The sequence below is a fragment of the Pseudomonas sp. LH21 genome (assembly GCF_036549575.1).
Lineage (GTDB): Bacteria > Pseudomonadota > Gammaproteobacteria > Pseudomonadales > Pseudomonadaceae > Aquipseudomonas > Aquipseudomonas peradeniyensis.
Genome location: NZ_CP144367.1, coordinates 293,871 through 310,916 on the forward strand (window position 1 = coordinate 293,871; position 17,046 = coordinate 310,916).

Annotated in this window: 19 protein-coding genes; 9 read left to right on the forward strand and 10 right to left on the reverse strand. The window is 61.5% G+C overall.

The window, feature by feature from the left end; all coding sequences use genetic code 11:
• Positions 1–103: 103 nt before the first annotated feature.
• Together VUG52_RS01375 and VUG52_RS01380 are read right to left on the reverse strand one after the other, a co-directional pair.
• Complete coding sequence (locus VUG52_RS01375; protein ID WP_331832346.1) at positions 104–1,468, reverse strand: GTPase/DUF3482 domain-containing protein; 1,365 nt, start codon at positions 1,466–1,468, stop codon at positions 104–106.
• A complete protein-coding gene (locus VUG52_RS01380; protein ID WP_050703383.1) occupies positions 1,461–2,852 on the reverse strand; it encodes a DUF2868 domain-containing protein in 1,392 nt (463 codons plus the stop codon). The genes VUG52_RS01375 and VUG52_RS01380 overlap by 8 nt, the downstream gene beginning before the upstream one ends.
• Before the next feature lie 54 nt (positions 2,853–2,906).
• Between VUG52_RS01380 and VUG52_RS01385 the strand changes: the two genes are divergently transcribed.
• Positions 2,907–3,425, forward strand: coding sequence for a dihydrofolate reductase (locus VUG52_RS01385; RefSeq protein WP_050703384.1), 519 nt, complete (start codon positions 2,907–2,909; stop codon positions 3,423–3,425).
• Between the two features lie 137 nt (positions 3,426–3,562).
• Here the strand turns inward: VUG52_RS01385 and VUG52_RS01390 are convergent, their stop codons facing one another.
• Positions 3,563–4,954, reverse strand: coding sequence for an L-cystine transporter (locus tag VUG52_RS01390; RefSeq protein ID WP_050703385.1), 1,392 nt, complete (start codon positions 4,952–4,954; stop codon positions 3,563–3,565).
• Positions 4,955–5,201: 247 nt separating this feature from the next.
• Between VUG52_RS01390 and VUG52_RS01395 the strand changes: the two genes are divergently transcribed.
• From VUG52_RS01395 to VUG52_RS01420, 6 genes are all read left to right on the forward strand, one after another.
• Entirely contained in the window at positions 5,202–6,257 is a 1,056-nt protein-coding gene (locus VUG52_RS01395; protein WP_198742370.1) for a haloacid dehalogenase-like hydrolase, read from the forward strand.
• A gap of 73 nt (positions 6,258–6,330) precedes the next feature.
• Complete coding sequence (locus tag VUG52_RS01400; protein ID WP_050703387.1) at positions 6,331–6,876, forward strand: phosphonate degradation HD-domain oxygenase; 546 nt, start codon at positions 6,331–6,333, stop codon at positions 6,874–6,876.
• A 176-nt stretch (positions 6,877–7,052) separates the two neighbouring features.
• On the forward strand, positions 7,053–7,244 hold the full coding sequence (locus tag VUG52_RS01405; protein WP_050703388.1) for a type II toxin-antitoxin system HicA family toxin: 192 nt from the start codon (positions 7,053–7,055) through the stop codon (positions 7,242–7,244).
• A gap of 17 nt (positions 7,245–7,261) precedes the next feature.
• Positions 7,262–7,675 (forward strand): type II toxin-antitoxin system HicB family antitoxin, encoded by a 414-nt coding sequence (locus tag VUG52_RS01410; protein ID WP_050703389.1) that lies wholly within the window; start codon positions 7,262–7,264, stop codon positions 7,673–7,675.
• A 112-nt stretch (positions 7,676–7,787) separates the two neighbouring features.
• Entirely contained in the window at positions 7,788–8,039 is a 252-nt protein-coding gene (locus tag VUG52_RS01415; protein ID WP_050703390.1) for a helix-turn-helix transcriptional regulator, read from the forward strand.
• Positions 8,036–9,229 carry a type II toxin-antitoxin system HipA family toxin gene (locus VUG52_RS01420; RefSeq protein ID WP_371263116.1) on the forward strand — a complete coding sequence of 398 codons (1,194 nt, stop codon included), beginning with the start codon at positions 8,036–8,038 and terminating at the stop codon, positions 9,227–9,229. Before VUG52_RS01415 ends, VUG52_RS01420 begins: the two co-directional genes overlap by 4 nt.
• Here the strand turns inward: VUG52_RS01420 and VUG52_RS01425 are convergent.
• Positions 9,210–9,419, reverse strand: coding sequence for a DUF3079 domain-containing protein (locus tag VUG52_RS01425; protein WP_050703391.1), 210 nt, complete (start codon positions 9,417–9,419; stop codon positions 9,210–9,212). The two genes, VUG52_RS01420 and VUG52_RS01425, sit on opposite strands and share 20 nt — an antisense overlap.
• A gap of 77 nt (positions 9,420–9,496) precedes the next feature.
• A complete protein-coding gene (nirK, locus tag VUG52_RS01430; protein WP_050703392.1) occupies positions 9,497–10,642 on the reverse strand; it encodes a copper-containing nitrite reductase in 1,146 nt (381 codons plus the stop codon).
• 723 nt (positions 10,643–11,365) lie between these two features.
• On the opposite strand from nirK, the gene VUG52_RS01435 reads away from it, so the two are divergent.
• Both VUG52_RS01435 and VUG52_RS01440 read left to right on the forward strand, forming a co-directional pair.
• Entirely contained in the window at positions 11,366–12,676 is a 1,311-nt protein-coding gene (locus tag VUG52_RS01435) for an AAA family ATPase (RefSeq protein ID WP_331832347.1), read from the forward strand.
• Positions 12,677–12,678: 2 nt separating this feature from the next.
• A complete protein-coding gene (locus VUG52_RS01440; protein WP_331832348.1) occupies positions 12,679–13,326 on the forward strand; it encodes an RloB family protein in 648 nt (215 codons plus the stop codon).
• A 72-nt stretch (positions 13,327–13,398) separates the two neighbouring features.
• Here VUG52_RS01440 and VUG52_RS01445 read toward each other — a convergent pair whose 3' ends face one another.
• From VUG52_RS01445 to VUG52_RS01465, 5 genes are read right to left on the reverse strand one after another with little or no spacing between them, the layout of a single operon-like run.
• Entirely contained in the window at positions 13,399–14,373 is a 975-nt protein-coding gene (locus VUG52_RS01445) for a hypothetical protein (RefSeq protein ID WP_331832349.1), read from the reverse strand.
• Entirely contained in the window at positions 14,346–15,050 is a 705-nt protein-coding gene (locus tag VUG52_RS01450; RefSeq protein ID WP_331832350.1) for a hypothetical protein, read from the reverse strand. Before VUG52_RS01450 ends, VUG52_RS01445 begins: the two co-directional genes overlap by 28 nt.
• Positions 15,047–15,595, reverse strand: a complete 549-nt coding sequence (locus VUG52_RS01455) for a baseplate complex protein (RefSeq protein WP_331832351.1) — start codon at positions 15,593–15,595, stop codon at positions 15,047–15,049. Before VUG52_RS01455 ends, VUG52_RS01450 begins: the two co-directional genes overlap by 4 nt.
• Positions 15,592–16,515, reverse strand: a complete 924-nt coding sequence (locus VUG52_RS01460; RefSeq protein WP_331832352.1) for a hypothetical protein — start codon at positions 16,513–16,515, stop codon at positions 15,592–15,594. Before VUG52_RS01460 ends, VUG52_RS01455 begins: the two co-directional genes overlap by 4 nt.
• A complete protein-coding gene (locus tag VUG52_RS01465) occupies positions 16,515–17,039 on the reverse strand; it encodes a hypothetical protein (protein ID WP_331832353.1) in 525 nt (174 codons plus the stop codon). Before VUG52_RS01465 ends, VUG52_RS01460 begins: the two co-directional genes overlap by 1 nt.
• Positions 17,040–17,046: the final 7 nt, after the last annotated feature.

Here is a 17,046-nt window from a genome sequence, read left to right on the forward strand (position 1 = left end):
ACAACGTTGTTTCCTGCGCGGCAGCACAGCCTGACGGGCTGGGCGATCTCCTACAAGGGTGCCCTGCGTTGATCTGTGGGAGCGGGCTGGCCCCGCGATCGGATTACAAGTCCGCCACCAAGGTTTCCAGCTGCTCCTGCCGCTCGGCCTGGCTGACCCGCGCCCCGGCATTGAGCGTGGACCACTGCGGATGCGCCCGTGCCCTGCGCAGTGCCTCGGGCAGCTTGTCCTCGCGCCAGCCCTTGTCGTCCGCAGGGGCCAGGCGAATGCTGTCCTGCGCCGCGTGGCCTCGCCCTTCCAGCGCCGTGATCAACTGCTGCTGACGCAACGCCAGCAGGCGCAGCACGGCGTCATCCACCGTCAATTCACGCTGGCCCTTGAGCTTGCCCATCAGCCGCGAACCGTAGTTGCGCGCGGTCTGCAAGGCGCCGCCGGCGATGGCGCCGGCGAGCGCGGCGGCGCCCAGGGTCAGGCCGCCCACCAGCAGGTCCACGCCCGCGCCCGCTGCGGCACCGGCCGCCACGCCGCTGCCCAGGCGCACACCGAGCAGCTTCAGGGTCTCCGGGTTGAACAGGTCGTCGCCCCAGCGGCCGTCGAGCAGCGGCAGGTCACCGGCATTGGCGTCCTCGCGGCGGAACGCATACAGCTTGAGCAGCGCCTCGACACAGCGCTGTTCGCGCTGGCGCACATCCTGGCGCAGGGCTTCGATGGCCCGCGCCTCGGCGGCAGGCTCCGCCTCGACGCTGCGTCGGCAGGCGGCGCAATCGAGCAGCAGCTCGGCGACCAGGCGCTTGGCGCTGTGGCGGCGGGTCAGGCGCTGGGCCTGCTGGTCGTCGATCAGCCGTTGCAGCGCCGGGCGGGCATCTTCCAGCAGCAGCGCCAGGCTTTCGTAGAGGCGGCGCTCGCCGTCTTCGGGTGGGGCCACGCTGTCGAAACGTACCAGCGCATGCAGGCCCAGGCGCGCCAGGGCCTCGCGCCATTCCGGTTCGCGGTGCTGGCTGCTGGCGACGAAGTTGAGCACCGGTAGCAGTGGCTTGCCGCAACCGGCCAATACCTCCAGTTCGTCGCGGTACTTGGCCAGCACCGGTTCGCGGGCGTCGATCACGTACAGGCCGGCGTTGCTCGCCAGCAGCTGGCGCAGCACTTTGGCTTCCTGTTCGAAACGCTGGCGCGCCTCGCTGCCCTGGAGGAAACGCTCAAGGCGGGCGGGGCCGTCCAGGCGCTCGCCCGGGCGTTCGAGGCGCTCCAGGTAGTCGAGCAGGGCGATGGCGTCTTCCAGGCCAGGGGTGTCGTACAGCTCCAGCAGCGGGTCGCCGTCCACCGACAGGCGTGCGCCTTCCACATGGCGGGTGGTGCTGGGGCGATGCGAGACCTCGCCGAAGCCGACGTCGCGGGTCAGGGTGCGCAGCAGCGAGGTCTTGCCGACGTTGGTGTGGCCGACCACGGCCAGTTTCAGCGGCTCAGTCATGGCCATGCTCCAGCCAGGTCACGGGCGAAGTGTCGGCGTGGGCCAGGCCCAGGCGGTCGAGGGCTTCGTGCCAGTCGCCCAGGCGTGCCGCGTCCAGGGCCTGGCCCGGTTGCGCCTGCAGCAGCCAGATCCGGGTGGCGCCGGCATTGCGCGCCAGCTCGGCGAGCAACGCCAGGCTGCCGCGGTCGGGCGAGCGGCGTGGGTCGCAGGCGATGGCCAGGCGCGCCGGGGGGAAGCGGCTCAGTTGCTCGAGCAGCTTGTTGCGCGATTCGCGGCTGTCGAGCACGCCGGCGTGGGTGACCGACCGGGGCAGGGCGGGTGGCCATGGGCGCTGGTCGTCCAGCTCCAGGCCAACCAGCAAGGCGCCGCTACTGCCGCTCTCCAGCTGGCCGGCTTCGAAGCGCGGCAGGGTGTCGGGGGCTGGATCCTGCACGCCGATGCGTTCGCTGCGCGGCATCAGCGCGTCGCGCAGTTGGGTGTAGCCGGGCAGGTCGAGGTCCAGCGCCAGCCGCTCGCGGCCCTGGCGCCAGCGCCACAGGCACAGCGCGGCCAGCGTCAGGCGCGGCAGCAGGCCGTAGACCAGCACCACCCCGAGCAGCCAGCTGGCCCAGGCCTGGCGGGCCAGGTCGAGTGCCGGCAGGGTGTCGCCGCTGGCGCGGATCATCGCCTCGTCCGGCACGGCGAAACCGAGCAGCGAGGGCAGGGCGCCAAGGGCCTGGGTCAGGGTGATGAAGGGTTCGGCGGCGAGCAGCGTGGTTTCCCAGACGAACCCGTAGCGCCGGGTCGCCAGCAGGGCCAGAAGCATCGCCAAGGCGGCGAGCATCGCCAGCAGCCACAGGCCATGCACCAGCAGGCCGAGCAACCAGCGATTCAGGCGCTGGCGCTGCAGCAGCACCAGCAGCGCCGGGGCCAGTTGCGCGGCCTTGGCGTCGCGGGCCAGGCGCTCGCTCAGCCACAGCCACAGGCGGCCCAGCGTCGCGCCTTGCTCACCGGCGAAGAAGAAGCCCACTGCCCAGCCGAAGAGCAGTATGAGGTTAAGCCCAAGCAAGCTGCCCAGGGCCCAGAATACGTTCACCGGGCGCTGCCCGTCGCCCAGGGCAGCCAGGCCCAGGCCGGCGCCGCTGAGCACGGCCAGGAGCATCAGCGCCAGCAATGCCAGGCGCGCGCCCTGCTTCCAGTGGCGCAGTGCCGTGTCCATGCCGTCGCGTTCGGCCAGCCACAGGGCGCGGGCCTCGATGCGCGTGGCCAGGTCGCCACCTTGCTGGCGGGCGCGACGGTTGGCTTCCTGGTCCTCAAGGGGCCCGGCGTGTTCCTCGCGCAGGCGTACCGCTTCGGTTAGCCAGCGCTTGTCGAGTGGAGTCGGTGCCGTCACAAGCTCTTCCATTGCACAGGTCAGGGCGCAAGCATAACCCACGTGCCCGATGCTATCCTCGCCGGCATGAACACATCACTCCCCCTCAGCCTGATCGCGGCGCTCGCCGAGAACCGTGTGATCGGCATCGACAACTCCATGCCCTGGCACCTGCCGGGGGATTTCAAGTACTTCAAGGCCACCACCTTGGGCAAGCCGATCATCATGGGCCGCAAGACCTGGGATTCGCTGGGCCGACCGCTGCCGGGGCGGTTGAATATCGTCGTCAGCCGTCAGCCGGGCCTGCAACTGGCCGGGGCCGAGGTGTTCGCTTCGCTGGAAGAGGCACTGGTGCGCGCCGAGCAGTGGGCGCGGGAGCAGGGTGTCGGCGAGCTGATGCTGATCGGTGGCGCGCAGCTGTATGGGCAGGCGCTGGACAAAGGGCTGGTGAGCCGGATGTACCTGACCCGAGTGGAGCTGTCGCCCGAGGGTGATGCCTGGTTCCCAGAGTTCGATCGCGGACAGTGGCAACTGAGCGCGAGTGAGCCGCAACCTGCCGAAGGACACGGGCCGGTTTTTCACTTCGAAGTCTGGGACAAGGTCTGAGAACCTGGGGCTGCTACGCAGCCCTTTCGCGGTACAAGGCCGCTCCCACAGGGCCTAGATAAATTAATAAGTTACGGTTTGTTCCATGAGAGCGGCCTTGTGTCGCGAAAGGGGCGCAAAGCACCCCCAGCGATCTATCAGGAATGACTCAACTCAGCATGCTCATCCCCGCTCAGCACCTGCTGATCAGTCTGCTTGAGCAACTGGCTGGTAACCACCCCCGCCATCATCGAACCATTCACGTTCAGCGCCGTACGGCCCATGTCGATCAGCGGCTCCACCGAGATCAGCAAGGCCACCAGCTCCACTGGCAGGCCCATGGCCGGCAGCACGATCAGCGCGGCGAAGGTCGCGCCGCCACCCACGCCGGCCACACCGGCCGAGCTCAGGGTGACGATGGCCACCAGGGTGGCGATCCACAGCGGGTCGAAGGTATTGATGCCCACGGCCGGGGCGACCATCACCGCAAGCATCGCCGGGTACAGCCCGGCGCAGCCGTTCTGGCCGATGGTCGCGCCGAACGAGGCGCTGAAGCTGGCGATCGACTGCGGCACGCCCAGGCGTTGCGTCTGCGCCTCGATGTTCAGCGGAATGCTGGCGGCGCTGGAGCGGCTGGTGAAGGCGAAGGTCAGCACCGGCCACACCTTGCGCAGGAAGCGCAGCGGGCTGACGCCGGTCAGCGCCAGGATCACCCCGTGGACCACGAACATCAGGCCCAGGCCGATGTACGACACCACCACGAAGCTGCCCAGCTTGAGGATATCCTCGAGGTTGGAGCTGGCCACCACCTTGGTCATCAAGGCCAGCACGCCATAAGGGGTGAGTTTCATCACCAGGCGCACCAGGCGCATCACCCAGGCCTGCAGCACGTCGATGGCCGACAGGGCGCGCTCGCCCTTTTCCTTGTCGTCCTTGATCAGCTGCAGCGCGGCCAGGCCCAGGAACACGGCGAAGATCACCACGCTGATGATCGAGGTCGGCTTGGCCCGGGCCAGGTCGCCCACCGGGTTGGTCGGGATGAACGACAACAGCAGCTGCGGGATGTTGAGGTCGGCGACCTTGCCCGCGTAGTCGTTGTGGATCGCCTGCAGGCGGGCGTTTTCCTGGGCACCGGCCACCAGCCCCTCGGCGTTGAGGTCGAACAGGTTGGTCAGGACAATGCCGATCAGCGCGGCGATGGCGGTGGTCAGCAGCAGGGTGCCGATGCTCAGCACACTGATCCGGCCCAGGCTCGAGGCGTTGTGCAGGCGCGCCACGGCGCTGAGGATCGAGGCGAAGATCAGCGGCATGACGATCATCTGCAGCAGGCCGACATAGCCGTTGCCGACCAGGTCGAGCCAGCCGAGGGTGGCCTTGAGCACCGGGTGGCCGGCGCCATAGATCGTGTGCAGGACCAGGCCGAACACCACGCCCAGCACCAGGCCCAGCAGCACTTTCTTGGCCAGGCTCCAGTCGGTGCGGCGGGTTTGCGCCAGGCCCAGCAGCAGGGCCAGGAACGCCAGCAGGTTGAGTGACAGCGGCAGGTTCATTGAAGCTCCAGAAAAAGGCGGAAGAGGCATCGCCTCTGTGAGCGATTACGAACGGAAATGCTAACAGCCTGAAAACAAACGAATTTATACCTAAAAGTAATTTGCATAGTCGTTTATGGAATAACGCCTGGTCGTTTTTGGCAATGAACATGGCGTTTGCGGTTGTCTCGGGGTCGCTCACGCATGCCTGTTTGTCACAATTCAGGTCTAGGGTTGAGCGGCCACGTCTTTTGGAGAACCGCACATGATGTCTGCTCCGAGAATCCTTGCCGGCGGCCTGGCCCTGTTGCTGAGCGCCAGCAGCTGGGCGGCCACCGAGCTCAAGCATTGGCCGGCCGAGGCCGCGCAGAAGCTCGACGCGATGATTGCCGCCAATGCCAACAAGGGTAACTACGCGGTATTCGACATGGACAACACCAGCTACCGCTTCGATCTCGAGGAAGCGCTGCTGCCGTTCATGGAGAACAAGGGCCTGCTGAGCCGCGACAAGCTCGACCCCTCGCTCAAGCTGATCCCGTTCAAGGACACCGCCGAGCACAAGGAGAGCCTGTTCAGCTACTACTACCGTCTGTGCGAACTCGACGACATGGTCTGCTACCCCTGGGTAGCCCAGGTGTTCTCGGGCTTCACCCTCAAGGAACTGAAGCAGCAGGTCGACGAGCTGATGGCCTCGGGCAAGCCGATCCCCAGTACCTATTTCGAGGGGGATCAGGTCAAGACCATCGAGGTGCAACCGCCGAAAGTGTTCACCGGCCAGGCCGAGCTGTACAACAAGCTGATGGAGAACGGCATCGAGGTCTACGTGATTTCCGCGGCCTCCGAAGAGCTGGTGCGCATGGTCGCCTCCGACCCCAAGTACGGCTACAACGTCAAACCGCAGAACGTGATCGGCGTGAGCCTGCTGCTCAAGGACCGCGCGAGTGGCCAGCTGACCACGGCGCGCAAGCAGATCACTGCCGGGCAGTACGATCCCAAGGCCAATGAAGGCCTGGAACTGACCCCGTACCTGTGGACCCCGGCCACCTGGATGGCTGGCAAGCAGGCGGCCATCCTCACTTACATCGATGAGTGGAAGAAACCGGTGCTGGTGGGCGGCGATACCCCGACCAGCGATGGCTACATGCAGTTCCATGGCGTGGATGTGGGCAAGGGCGGCATCCACCTGTGGATCAACCGCAAGGCCAAGTACATGGACCAGCTCAACGGCATGATCGCGAAGAACGCGGCGGCCCAGGCCAGGGAAGGGTTGCCGGTTACCGCAGACAAGAACTGGGTGATCGTGACCCCGGAGCAGATTCAGTAACACGTCGTCATGGCCCTGTCGCGGGGTCTTGCCCCGCGATAGCGACAGACCAGGTCAGTCAGGATTAGGCACAATGCCCACGCCCACCCAGATCATCAGCGACACCTTCGCCCTCTACGAGCGCCATGGTAGTGCCGACTACATCGGCGAAGCCATCACCCAGATCGAGCACATGTCCCAGGCCGCCCAGTTGGCGATGGAGGAGGGCTACGACGATGAAGTGATCCTCGCCGCCTTCTTCCACGACATCGGCCACCTGTGCGAGGGCGAGGACATGGGCGGCTATGGCATCGTCAGCCATGAACGTATCGGTGCCGAGTACCTGCGCCGCTGCGGCTTCAGCGAGCGCCTGGCGCGGCTGGTGCAGTATCACGTCGAGGCCAAGCGCTACCTGACCTTGCGCCAGCCCGGTTACTACGATCGCCTGAGCGAGGCCAGCCGGCGCACGCTGGCGTACCAGGGCGGGGTGATGAGCGACAGCGAAGCCGATGCGTTCGAGGCCGATCCTCTATTCCGGGTGAGTCTGCGCCTGCGGGAATGGGACGAGATGGCGAAGCTGACCGGGGTGCCGGTGATGGACCTGGAGGTACTGAAGAAAAAGGCGCTGGCGGTACTTTGATCGATTCATTATCCCTCATCGCAAGATCCCGCATCACTTCTCCAAGTACTCATGCTGTGCCTCTTACCATACTTCCCTTCCTGGCAGCCCACTCGTCGCAATAGTGGGTATGGTGTTGATAAATGCCGCTTGGTGGTTATACTAACCACCAAGCGGCCGGCCCAAGGAATGGGTTCATGAACAGCCGTGAAATGATTTCAGTGATCGAAGCGGATGGTTGGTACCTGGTGCGTTCGAAAGGCAGCCACCATCACTTCAAGCATCCCGAAAAGCCAGGCCTGGTCACCATCCCGCACCCGAAGAAAGACCTGCTGCCGGCCACTGCGGCCAGCATCCTGCGCCAGGCGCGGATCGGCTATGCCAGCTGACGAGGAGACCCATCACCATGTTGTTCCCCATTGCGATTCTCCCCGGTGACGATCAACACGCCTGGGGTGTGGAAGTCCCTGACATCCCGGGCTGTTTCTCGGCCGGCGAAGACCTCGACAACGCCATCGCCATGGCCCGCGAAGCCATCGAAGGCCACCTCGAACTGCTGGCCCAGGACCAGCAGGAGATTCCCAAGGCCAGCCTGGTCAGCGTGCACGCGGCCAATCCATCTTATGCCGGTTGTACCTGGGCGCTGATCGATATCGACATCACCCGTTACCTGGGCAAGGCCGAGAAGCTCAACATCACACTGCCGGCGTACCTGCTCACCCGCATCGACTCGTACGTGCAGAACCACCCGGAGCACAAGAGTCGCTCGGGTTTCCTGGCCGAGGCGGCGCTCAGGATCCTGCAGGGTGATTGCAAGTGACCAGGCAATCGTGTCCAGCGTGCTGTGGGAGAGGAATCCGTGGAGACTTGTTTGATTTTTGATCATGTCCCGTATACGTTACAAATAATATGAATTGTCTCGTATACGGAACATGACTCCTTCATTAATTATCGAGCGTCTAGGTGAGCAGATCCGCACGCGAAGGCTCAATCGTGGATTGACCCAGCAGGCGCTTGCAACCCTGTCTGGACTGACCAGGCAGAAGGTCATTGCCATGGAAAAGGGAAGCCTGTCAGTGGCCATTGGCGCCTATGCAAGGGCATTGGCTGCGGTCGATTGCGAATTGCAGGTCGTCCCGGCGGTGATGCCGACGCTGGACGAGATCGAGGGAATGTTCGAATGATGCCGTTGAGCGTCATGACCCCTGAGGGTGACAGTGGAACAATACTGAGCAATGCAGGCGACTACCTGTTCCGCTATGCCCCACACGCCGACCCACGTACGGCGATCAGCCTGTTGATGCCGGTACGCGTCGAGGAGTACAGGCATCGGGACCTGCATCCAGTGTTCCAGATGAACCTGCCCGAAGGCTATGTCCTGGAGCAACTGCGCAACCGCCTGGCGAAGGTCGTTCAGGTGGATCCCATGCTTTTGCTGGCGTTGTCCGGTAGCAGCTCGCCCATTGGTCGTGTGCATGTCAGTTCGCCTGCTGTGGATGCGCTGTTGCTGCGGCAGAAGTTCCCGGGCGAGCGATTGGCGGACATCCTTTCATGGGACGGGTCGCAGGACATCTTTGCCGATCTGGTTGATCGCTACATTCTGCGTGCCGGCATATCCGGCGTGCAGCCCAAGGTACTGGTCCCGGAGCAGTTCGACCCTCTGTCCCAGCGCTTCACCTCGAAAACCTCCGAACTGATCATCAAGAGTGGGCGTGACGAGTACCCGGGCCTGGCGATCAACGAATACCTGTGCATGTCGGTCGCGCAGGCTGCAGGTCTGGCGGTGCCACAGTTCTTCTTGTCCGATAACGGCAAATTGTTCGTCATGCGGCGTTTTGACCGTGACGAACAGAACAAGGCCATCGGCTTCGAAGACATGGCTGCCTTGATGGGGCTTGCGGCCGACCAGAAGTACAGCAAGAGCTACGCGGCCATTGCCAAGGCCATTCGCTTGTTTTGTGCCCCCGAGCATCTGCGTCAGTCGCTTCGACAGCTGTTCGAGATGGTCGCGCTCAGTTGTATCGTCGGCAACGGGGATGCCCATCTGAAGAATTTCGGCCTGCTCTACTCCGAGCCGCTTCGACGTGATGCGCGCCTGGCCCCGGCTTACGATATCGTCAACACCACGGCATACATACCCGAGGACGTGCTGGCGCTATCGCTGTGCGGCAACAAATCCTTGTTCGCGTCACGGCAAGGATTGCTGGATTTCGCTCCGCTGTGCGAAGTGAACAACCCTGCCGAGGTCATTCGTAACCAGCTCGAGGCCCTGGAAAAGACGCTGGCCCGAGAGTCTGCGTTGTGCGAACAGGCGCCTCAGGTAGTTGCCGCCATCAAGGCGAGTGCGGCTCCCTTCATTCAGACGTTCGGTTGACCTGGTCTTTGGCTGCGGGCGTCTCCAGGAAATTGTCGAAGCGCTGCCAATCCTCCCCGAACAACTCCACCGGATGCATGGTCCGGTCCGCGCCGTTGCCGCATGCCAGTGCCTTGGCCGGGCAGTACAGGTCGCAGCCCCAGCAGATCCGCTCGGGATGGCTGGGGTTGCTGGGAAATCGCTTGGCCATGTCTCCCTCCATGAAGTGAATGCCTGCGCTCAGGCTATGCCGCGCATGGCCAAGGGGCTTGATCGGGGTCAATGCCGCTAGCTGATCGGCCCGGGCGCCTGCACCTGTTTCATCAGGTCGTCGTTCCAGCGGCCCTCGACCTGTACATGCGCGGCGGCGCCGAGCATCACCGCTTCGATCAGGTTGTGGTTGAGGTAGGTGTACAGCCCGGGCTGGCGGAAGGTGTACAGCGCCGCGCCCGCCGCGCCGCCGGGGATGAACCAGGTTTCCAGGTTGCGTTGCGGCGGGTTGGCGAACTTGCCCGAGGCCCAGACATAGTCGCCGTGGCCGCCGATCAGGTGCGGGCGAGTGTCGCGGTTGGCCTGGGAGTGAACGATCAGCACGGTCTCGCCGACCTTGGCGGTGAGTGCCTGCTTGCCGGTCAGGGCGCCGACGCTGCCGTTGAACACCACGTGGCTGGGTACCAGCCCTTTCATCAGTTGGCTCATGTCGCCGAAGCTGGCCATGGGGTTGGCGTAGCGCTTGTACTTGCCGTCCTTGTCACGGGGGATGTAGTAGTCCTGCTCGCCGATGTACCAGACCTTGTCGTAGCGTAACGGCCGGCCCTCGGGGTCCTTCAGGCCATCGCGGGGCAGGACCATGATCGCGCCGTTCATGCCGCACACCACATGCCAGGGAATCATTGCCCCACCCGGTGCGCAGTGATACACGAACACCCCGGCCCGGTCGGCCTTGAAGCGCAGCTTCACCTGCTCGCCGGGCTTCACGTGGGTCAGCTCGCCGCCGCCGAGGGCGCCGGTGGAGGCATGGAAATCGATGTTGTGCATCATGCTGTTGCTGGCCGGGTTGACCAGCGTGAGTTCCACGTAATCACCCTCGTGCACCACCATCAGCGGGCCGGGAACCGAGCCGTTGAAGGTCATGGCGTGGATGTAGGCGCCGGCGGTGTCGATGGCCAGTTCTTTCTCTTCGATGACCATGCGGAACTCGACGATCCGCGGCTTGCCCTCGACGCGCTGGGTGTGAGCGTGTACATGCGGCGGCGCCACCAGCTCGACACTGACGCGCTGCAGTTTTGCCAGGTCAACCGCCGGGTCCTGGCCCGGCACGGCGGTCGTGGCCTTTGCCAGGCCACTGCCCAGCGCCGAGGCGCCGACGCCCAGCATCACGGTACCGGCCAGCATGCCACGCCGGGTCAGGGACACGCCTTCTTGCTCATTCATGGGACTTCTCCTTAAGTCGACGAAAGCCGTCGGGCACAGGAATAGCCGCTTTGAATGTAGGGTTTATTGAGGGAGAACAAGAAGTGGAGAGGGTGGGCAATGTGTCGCAGGGGCTGAAACGAAAAAGCCCCGACATTCGTCGAGGCTTTTGAGGATGGTGCCGGCACCAGGAATCGAACCCGGGACCTACTGATTACAAGTCCACCCTATCGGCCAGCGTTCATTGATAAAAGCCGTCTATCTGTTGGTTTTCTTGGTTATTCACGGATATTTGGGTCAGGTATCCGGGAGCGAGGTGGACACTTTGTGGACACTCTCAGTAGCTCAACCCTGCACGACCCTTCAATCCTTTGCACAGCGTGCAATGCCCCTGGGCCGCCCGTGGCCCGCACCGTGCCTGTCGTAGCTGCTCATTGCACAGCCCATGCCCTTTGCACTTTTTTCCCAGGCAAAGCGCGTCGGCGGGAGGGGGATAAGTGATTTTTTAGTCCGATTTTTTGTTTCTATGCATTTCGCATAATGCGGCGCAGAGAAGGAGATTTACGTATACTGTATGAATGTACAGTGCCGATTGCAGCCCGTTCTCCATAGGGGACCTTCTTGCAGGCCTGTTGCGTGGTGGCATAAGGCCACCTTTCGAGTGGTTGCGAGATATAAAAATCTCGGCTAGCCGCCATTTTTCTGATAGATTCAAGAAAATCGCCCACTGGAGCGGATGGATTTATGATTATTGATTTTACTTTTGAAAACTTTAGATCTTTTAAAGATCAGACAGTTTTTAGTATGTTTACAGAGCATCCGAAGAATCATCTTACGGATAATATTGGTTTTCCATTAAAAAATAGTATAGGGGTGGCTAAAACCGCCGTTATTTACGGGCCGAATGCGTCCGGCAAATCAAATATTTTCCTGGCGTTAAAGGCTCTTAAATATCTTGTTTGCGAGTCGCATTCGTTTCGAGAAAACAAGAAAATTGGGTGCTATGAGCCATTCCTATTTTCGGATAAAAAGGAAGATCCCGTAAATATGGAGATCGAATTTGCCATACCTGGTGATCATAGGTATGTTTATTCGATTAGTTATGGTGCGAAAGAGATTCTGTCAGAGTCTCTGGATTTCTATCCGGGTAGGGCTAAGGCCAATATATTTGAACGAAGGGTGGGGGATACTTGGAGTGACATCCAGTTTGGTAGTCATTATAAAGGTGGGAACAAAAGAATCCCCTTCTTTGCTAACAACAGCTATCTGTCAAAAGCTGGAAATAGCCCTGCATCTCCCAAAATAATTCGTAGGGTTCATAAGTACTTCCAGGAGCTTATGATTCTTGGGACGGATTTTCAACTTCCAGTAGGTGAGTTTTTCTCACATGATGGCGTATTGAAGCTTACGAGTGATATCCTGCAGAGAGTTGATGTAGGGATTTCAGATGTCACAAGAGAAGAACAAGATCTGTCGGCGTTTGCAGTATTTCCTCCTGACATGCCTTCTAGGGTAAAAGAAGAGCTTATTAGTCTCAATAAGTATAAGTTCTTTGCTCACCACATAGACGAGAACGGTGAGAGTGTGCCGTTTGAGTTGGACGAAGAGTCCGATGGTACGCAAAAGCTATTCAGGATGCTCCCGGTAATCACTACCTCTTTGTTTATGGGGGCCGTATTGATGATTGATGAGTTAGAGAATAGCTTCCATCCGCATGTTGCGGAGCTAATTATAAAGCTGTTTAACGACCCTTTGATCAATACAAAAAATGCTCAGCTTGTATTTTCGACGCATAATGTTGAGTTGATGTCTCCACGTTTGTTTAGACGAGACCAAATATGGTTCACTCAAAAGAACTCCGGAAGCTCAGTTCTGTACTCGCTTGACGAGTTCGATAAAACTACTGTTACACCTAAATCCCCTTATGGGGATTGGTACGCAGATGGTCGTTTTGGTGCCATCCCTCATATAAGATATGAAGAGGTTAGGAACTTCCTTGTGCACTCATTCGACTTAGATCACGGTGAGGTCGATAGCAGTGGTGAGGAAGAATAATCATGCCAAAACCACGCAGCAAGAATAATAAACCCGTTGCGCGTAAAATGCATATTTATTGTGAAGGTAAAAAAACCGAACCAAACTATATTGGCTCATATATAAGTGATCGATTTGGCGGTCGTCTGAGGGACGTTATAGTTGTTGAAAACGCGAAAACTAATACCCCCGTACAATTAGTCAAAGAAGCATTGGCAGGAAAAAAAGGAGGCGGCCACCCTAAGGGGGATAGTTATTGGGTGGTTTTTGACAGGGAATCTAAAGCTAAATATAAGGATAGCCTGCACGACACGGCCTTTGATTTGGCCAAAGCTAATGATATAAATATTGCCCTGACTAATGTTTGTTTTGAGTATTGGTTGTTGCTGCATTTTGTTACTACAAATGCTCCTTATGATTGTTTTGATGATCTCATGGCGCAAAGTGGACTTAGGGCTGAGTTTAAAAAGCTAACCGGCCAGTCTTATGAGAAAGGTGCTGCTAACATTTATTCTGTGATTTCTAGTCGAGTGGATGATGCTAGGCGCCGTGCCTTAAAGATCAATCTTGAAACACTAAAGTCAGCGCCTGCTAACGTAACAAGGCCACATCTTCTGAATCCCTATACTGATATGCCCCGACTTCTTGATGCTATTGATAGCTTCCAGTAGTAATTGACTGTACGGAAATTAATGCTTTTGCGTGAGTCAAAGAGTGAGGTTTACTTGCTTAAGCGAGTTGTCTCACTCTTCAGTAATAGATCTAAGTAGTAACGCAAGGGTGGACGCCATCACGGCCGATTTCTGAAATGTTGACGCATTGTTCGGCCCCGGCGTCGGCCCGTGAACATGCCCAGCCAGCTGGGTGTTCATCTCCTGGACCAGATCCAACAGGTCACACAGTACCTGCAGCACGTTCACTACTTCTGACCCCAGCCAAGTTTTCGGCGCCTGCATGCGCTGACTGACGCCCACAACGCTTTTCCGCAAGCCCTCGATGCGTTCCTGGACATCGCCGCCGACCGTCGTGTTGAGCTTCTGCCCCACCATCAGGTTGAGGTCGCGTCCAGTGGCCTGGTGCAGGTCATCGACAGCGGCCAGACTGGCGGATCCGCCGGACAGCAGCTTGAGCGCGCCCAGGGCCTCAATCTTCTTCACCCCGCCCACCGTCTCGGTCGAGTGATCGTCCACGTTCCTGGTGTGGCTCTGGAACTGCTCGCGGTTGGCCAGCGACTCCACTTCGCGCTCGATCGCCTTGTCCCGGATCTTGCCGTCCGTCTGGCGCAGCCAGTTGCCGTCCGCGTCGACGCGCTGCTGGCAGGCCTCGCTGTGCTGCCAGACCTGATCCCCTTTCGGTACCCGTGGCAGGCTCAGCCCGTGCGGCAGGATCTGCTGGATGAAGGGCTTGTGTGGCAGGCCATAGGCGAACGACACGACCACGGTGGTGCCTTCCTCGGGGAAGCCGAACATCCCGGCCTCCTGGCCGCCCATCGGCGCCGGCAGCGGCAGGCTGGTGAACACCGGCAGCGCCGGATCTGGCTCGCCATCCGGCAGCAGCACCTGGATGTCGACGCCGAAGCGCGGGCGGAAGTCGTCGCACAGCCCGGGCGCCGCCGGCGCATCCGGTACCGCGACCACACGACCGAAGCGAGGCAGGTGATAGCCCCCAGTGATTTCAGGGAATTGGCGCTCTACTGCGCGGCGGATTGCGTCTTCCATCGTATACCCATCTGATTGCCGGCGAGCGCGACATGGGTCACCCGCTCGCCCTGATTGATCGTTGCACCAGGACGCAGCCCGGGCAGGGCTGCAATCGTGGCGCTCTGGTTGCCCTGGTAGTGATCGAACAGCTCGACCGGCAGCTGCAGCGCCGGGCGCACGCCGAAGTAGCTATCGGCCCAGCTGCCTACGAACACCTCGCCGTCGCCCTGCTGCTGCCAGATGAAGTCGGGGATGTTGAACACCTGGGCCAGGCTTTCCATCGCCTGGAAGCCGGCGGCGAGGCTGTAGAAGAACGGCGCCCTGGTGGTGGCGTAGGGCTGATCGGGTACGCGAAAGCGCAGGCCAATTTGCTGGTTCACATGCTCGAGCACGCTGCGCAGGTCCACATGGCGCAGGTTCATGGGCAGCGGCTTGGCCAAAATGGCCGCCAGCTCGCGGCAAAACAGCACCTGCTGCTTCGCATTCGCCGCGGTGCTGCGCTCCACGTAGCCGATGAAGTGACGCTGCAGGGGCTTGTCGTTGTAGCCCAGGTCGAACGTGACCAAGCCCTTCACCGGCGCGCTGGCCTGGACGGTGAACGTCGCCCGCCCCGGGTTGCGCAGTTCAAGCCGCACGTCAGCCTTCACCAGGTCGTAGCCAACGCCGCCGACGGTGAGCACCTGGTGCAGCTTCATGCGCCACTCCCCAGCCAGTCATCCACCTTTTTCAAGGTGGTTTCGAAGCCGCTCAGTCCCGGCTGGCCTCCAGCCTCGTCCGTGCCGGCACTGGCCCCACCGACTGCCGAGCCGGTACCCGACTGCGCCGTGACGCCGTTCTTCGCCCGTCGCGTCTCGACCTTTTCGGGGTTGGACTTCTTCTCCGTCAGGCCGAACTGGACCCGCCAGCAGGCCAGGGTGTCGTCCTCGCGGGCACTCACGCCCTCGGCAAACTGCACCTGGCGCATGCCGAAGGCCTCCGCCGTGCTGTTCACAACGCGGTAGGTCTTGAGCTGGCCGCCGCCCTCCGTGGCCTCGGCGAGGCGCATCAGCGTGCGCAGCCAGGCGCTGTTCACGTAGGGAATCGTCAAGGTGACGGTGAGCGTCTTGGGCTTGAAGCCTTTGTGGGCCGTCTCGGTGTTGCTGGTCTGCCCGGACATGTCCTCTGCCTCGATCCGCAGGTTGCCGGTGACCTTGAGGCTCTTGCCTTCGACGGCCTCGCCGTCCAGGAGCAGCAGCGTCATAAGCCCACCATCTCGCGCACAAAGCTCAGGCCTTTCTCGGAACCGACCAGAAGTACGCCGGCGCACATCACCCATTCATGGCCAGGGGCGTCGCCCTCCAGCAATGTCCGGCGCAGCTCTGCGTTGTTCCCTGGGCCGAGCATGCGAGCGCGAATCGAGTTGTCGGCCTGGCCGCCAGACAGCAGCTGCTTCAGCTCGGTCAAACGCTGGTCTCGGTCACGCTGCTGGGCTGCCTTGCGGCCTGCCAGCGCTGCCAGGTCGGCCATGGGGGCGGTGTCAGCCGCATAACCTTCGAGCACCGCGATCTGACCGCCAAGGGACTGTTGCGCCGCCTTCAGCACCGTGCAGCGCTCCAGTGGCAGCGCAGTCCAACGCGGGAGCGCGGCGGCCTGGGGAATCAGCCACTTCTCGGTTTCGAGCTTGTCCAGGTGCTCCGCGCGGCGCTGGGCGCGCACCAGCTCCGGTATCGGCATCAACCCATTGAATCGGGCCAGGCTGGCGGCGAGCTGGTCGTACCGAGTGCCCAGGAACAGCAGGCATAGCGCATGTTGGCCCTGCAGTGGGCGATCAGCAGCAGTGGTGTCGGTCAGCTTGTTGGCTAAGGCCTGCAGGAGATTCGGTGCTGACAGGAAGCGCTGGTAGCCGCGCCCTTGTCCGATGCCGCTCTGGAACGGCGTGATGGCCAGGCAGGCCGGTGCTTCCTCCAGTTGCTCGGCCAACGCCTGGCGCCCCGTCGCGATAGCGCTTTGCGCTGCAGCGCCAACGGGGCCGGGGTTGGTGGTGGCCATTCCTTCCAAGGCGGCCACCCGTTCACCGGTGCTGGCCAGTTCGCTGCCGGCCAAAGCCTTGGCCGCATCGAGTTGACCCATCCACTGCGTAGCCTCGTCGGGCCAACGCATCGCCACCGCAGACCAGGGCATCACAGATCCACCGCAGCGGTGAAGGTCAACCCGAAGTGCTTCACCGTGGTATGCGCCACGGCATGGGCATTGTCGATACGTTCCTGATCGACCAGCTGGCGAACTTCCTCCTTTGCCGCCAGGCGCTGGGCGCGAATGGCGTAGAGCGCTTCGTGGAACCGGTCAGCCTCGCGCAAGATGTCCTCAGCCGCTTCTTTCGCGGATCGATCACCGATCGCCCAGGCAGCGACCGCCCGAGGAACGGCGTCGTCGGGGAATCCCGCGTCCCTGAAGGTCGCCGCTTCTGTGGCCGTGCGCTCGTACTCGGCGGCCCGCAGCGGATCACCCACGACGGACTGGCGAGCAGCGTCCGCAGCAGCATCGATGTCCGCGCATAGGCGCTGGACATACTTTGCGCGGTAGCCCGTGAAAGCCCTGGCCAGCTGTTCAGCGCTCGGCTCCTTCCCGAAGAGAAGTTCCCCCGGCCCGGCTTCGAAGAGGGTATCCACGGACCAGACGGCCCCGGTTTCATTGGCAGCGTACATTGCAGCT

Coding starts and splice junctions, on each gene's coding strand:
- VUG52_RS01375 (WP_331832346.1), bottom strand. CDS start 1,468: ATGACTGAGCCGCTGAAACTGGCCGTGGTCGGCCACACCAACGTCGGC.
- VUG52_RS01380 (WP_050703383.1), bottom strand. CDS start 2,852: ATGGAAGAGCTTGTGACGGCACCGACTCCACTCGACAAGCGCTGGCTA.
- VUG52_RS01385 (WP_050703384.1), top strand. CDS start 2,907: ATGAACACATCACTCCCCCTCAGCCTGATCGCGGCGCTCGCCGAGAAC.
- VUG52_RS01390 (WP_050703385.1), bottom strand. CDS start 4,954: ATGAACCTGCCGCTGTCACTCAACCTGCTGGCGTTCCTGGCCCTGCTG.
- VUG52_RS01395 (WP_198742370.1), top strand. CDS start 5,202: ATGTCTGCTCCGAGAATCCTTGCCGGCGGCCTGGCCCTGTTGCTGAGC.
- VUG52_RS01400 (WP_050703387.1), top strand. CDS start 6,331: ATGCCCACGCCCACCCAGATCATCAGCGACACCTTCGCCCTCTACGAG.
- VUG52_RS01405 (WP_050703388.1), top strand. CDS start 7,053: ATGAACAGCCGTGAAATGATTTCAGTGATCGAAGCGGATGGTTGGTAC.
- VUG52_RS01410 (WP_050703389.1), top strand. CDS start 7,262: ATGTTGTTCCCCATTGCGATTCTCCCCGGTGACGATCAACACGCCTGG.
- VUG52_RS01415 (WP_050703390.1), top strand. CDS start 7,788: ATGACTCCTTCATTAATTATCGAGCGTCTAGGTGAGCAGATCCGCACG.
- VUG52_RS01420 (WP_371263116.1), top strand. CDS start 8,036: ATGATGCCGTTGAGCGTCATGACCCCTGAGGGTGACAGTGGAACAATA.
- VUG52_RS01425 (WP_050703391.1), bottom strand. CDS start 9,419: ATGGCCAAGCGATTTCCCAGCAACCCCAGCCATCCCGAGCGGATCTGC.
- nirK (WP_050703392.1), bottom strand. CDS start 10,642: ATGAATGAGCAAGAAGGCGTGTCCCTGACCCGGCGTGGCATGCTGGCC.
- VUG52_RS01435 (WP_331832347.1), top strand. CDS start 11,366: ATGATTATTGATTTTACTTTTGAAAACTTTAGATCTTTTAAAGATCAG.
- VUG52_RS01440 (WP_331832348.1), top strand. CDS start 12,679: ATGCCAAAACCACGCAGCAAGAATAATAAACCCGTTGCGCGTAAAATG.
- VUG52_RS01445 (WP_331832349.1), bottom strand. CDS start 14,373: ATGGAAGACGCAATCCGCCGCGCAGTAGAGCGCCAATTCCCTGAAATC.
- VUG52_RS01450 (WP_331832350.1), bottom strand. CDS start 15,050: ATGAAGCTGCACCAGGTGCTCACCGTCGGCGGCGTTGGCTACGACCTG.
- VUG52_RS01455 (WP_331832351.1), bottom strand. CDS start 15,595: ATGACGCTGCTGCTCCTGGACGGCGAGGCCGTCGAAGGCAAGAGCCTC.
- VUG52_RS01460 (WP_331832352.1), bottom strand. CDS start 16,515: ATGCCCTGGTCTGCGGTGGCGATGCGTTGGCCCGACGAGGCTACGCAG.
- VUG52_RS01465 (WP_331832353.1), bottom strand. CDS start 17,039: ATGTACGCTGCCAATGAAACCGGGGCCGTCTGGTCCGTGGATACCCTC.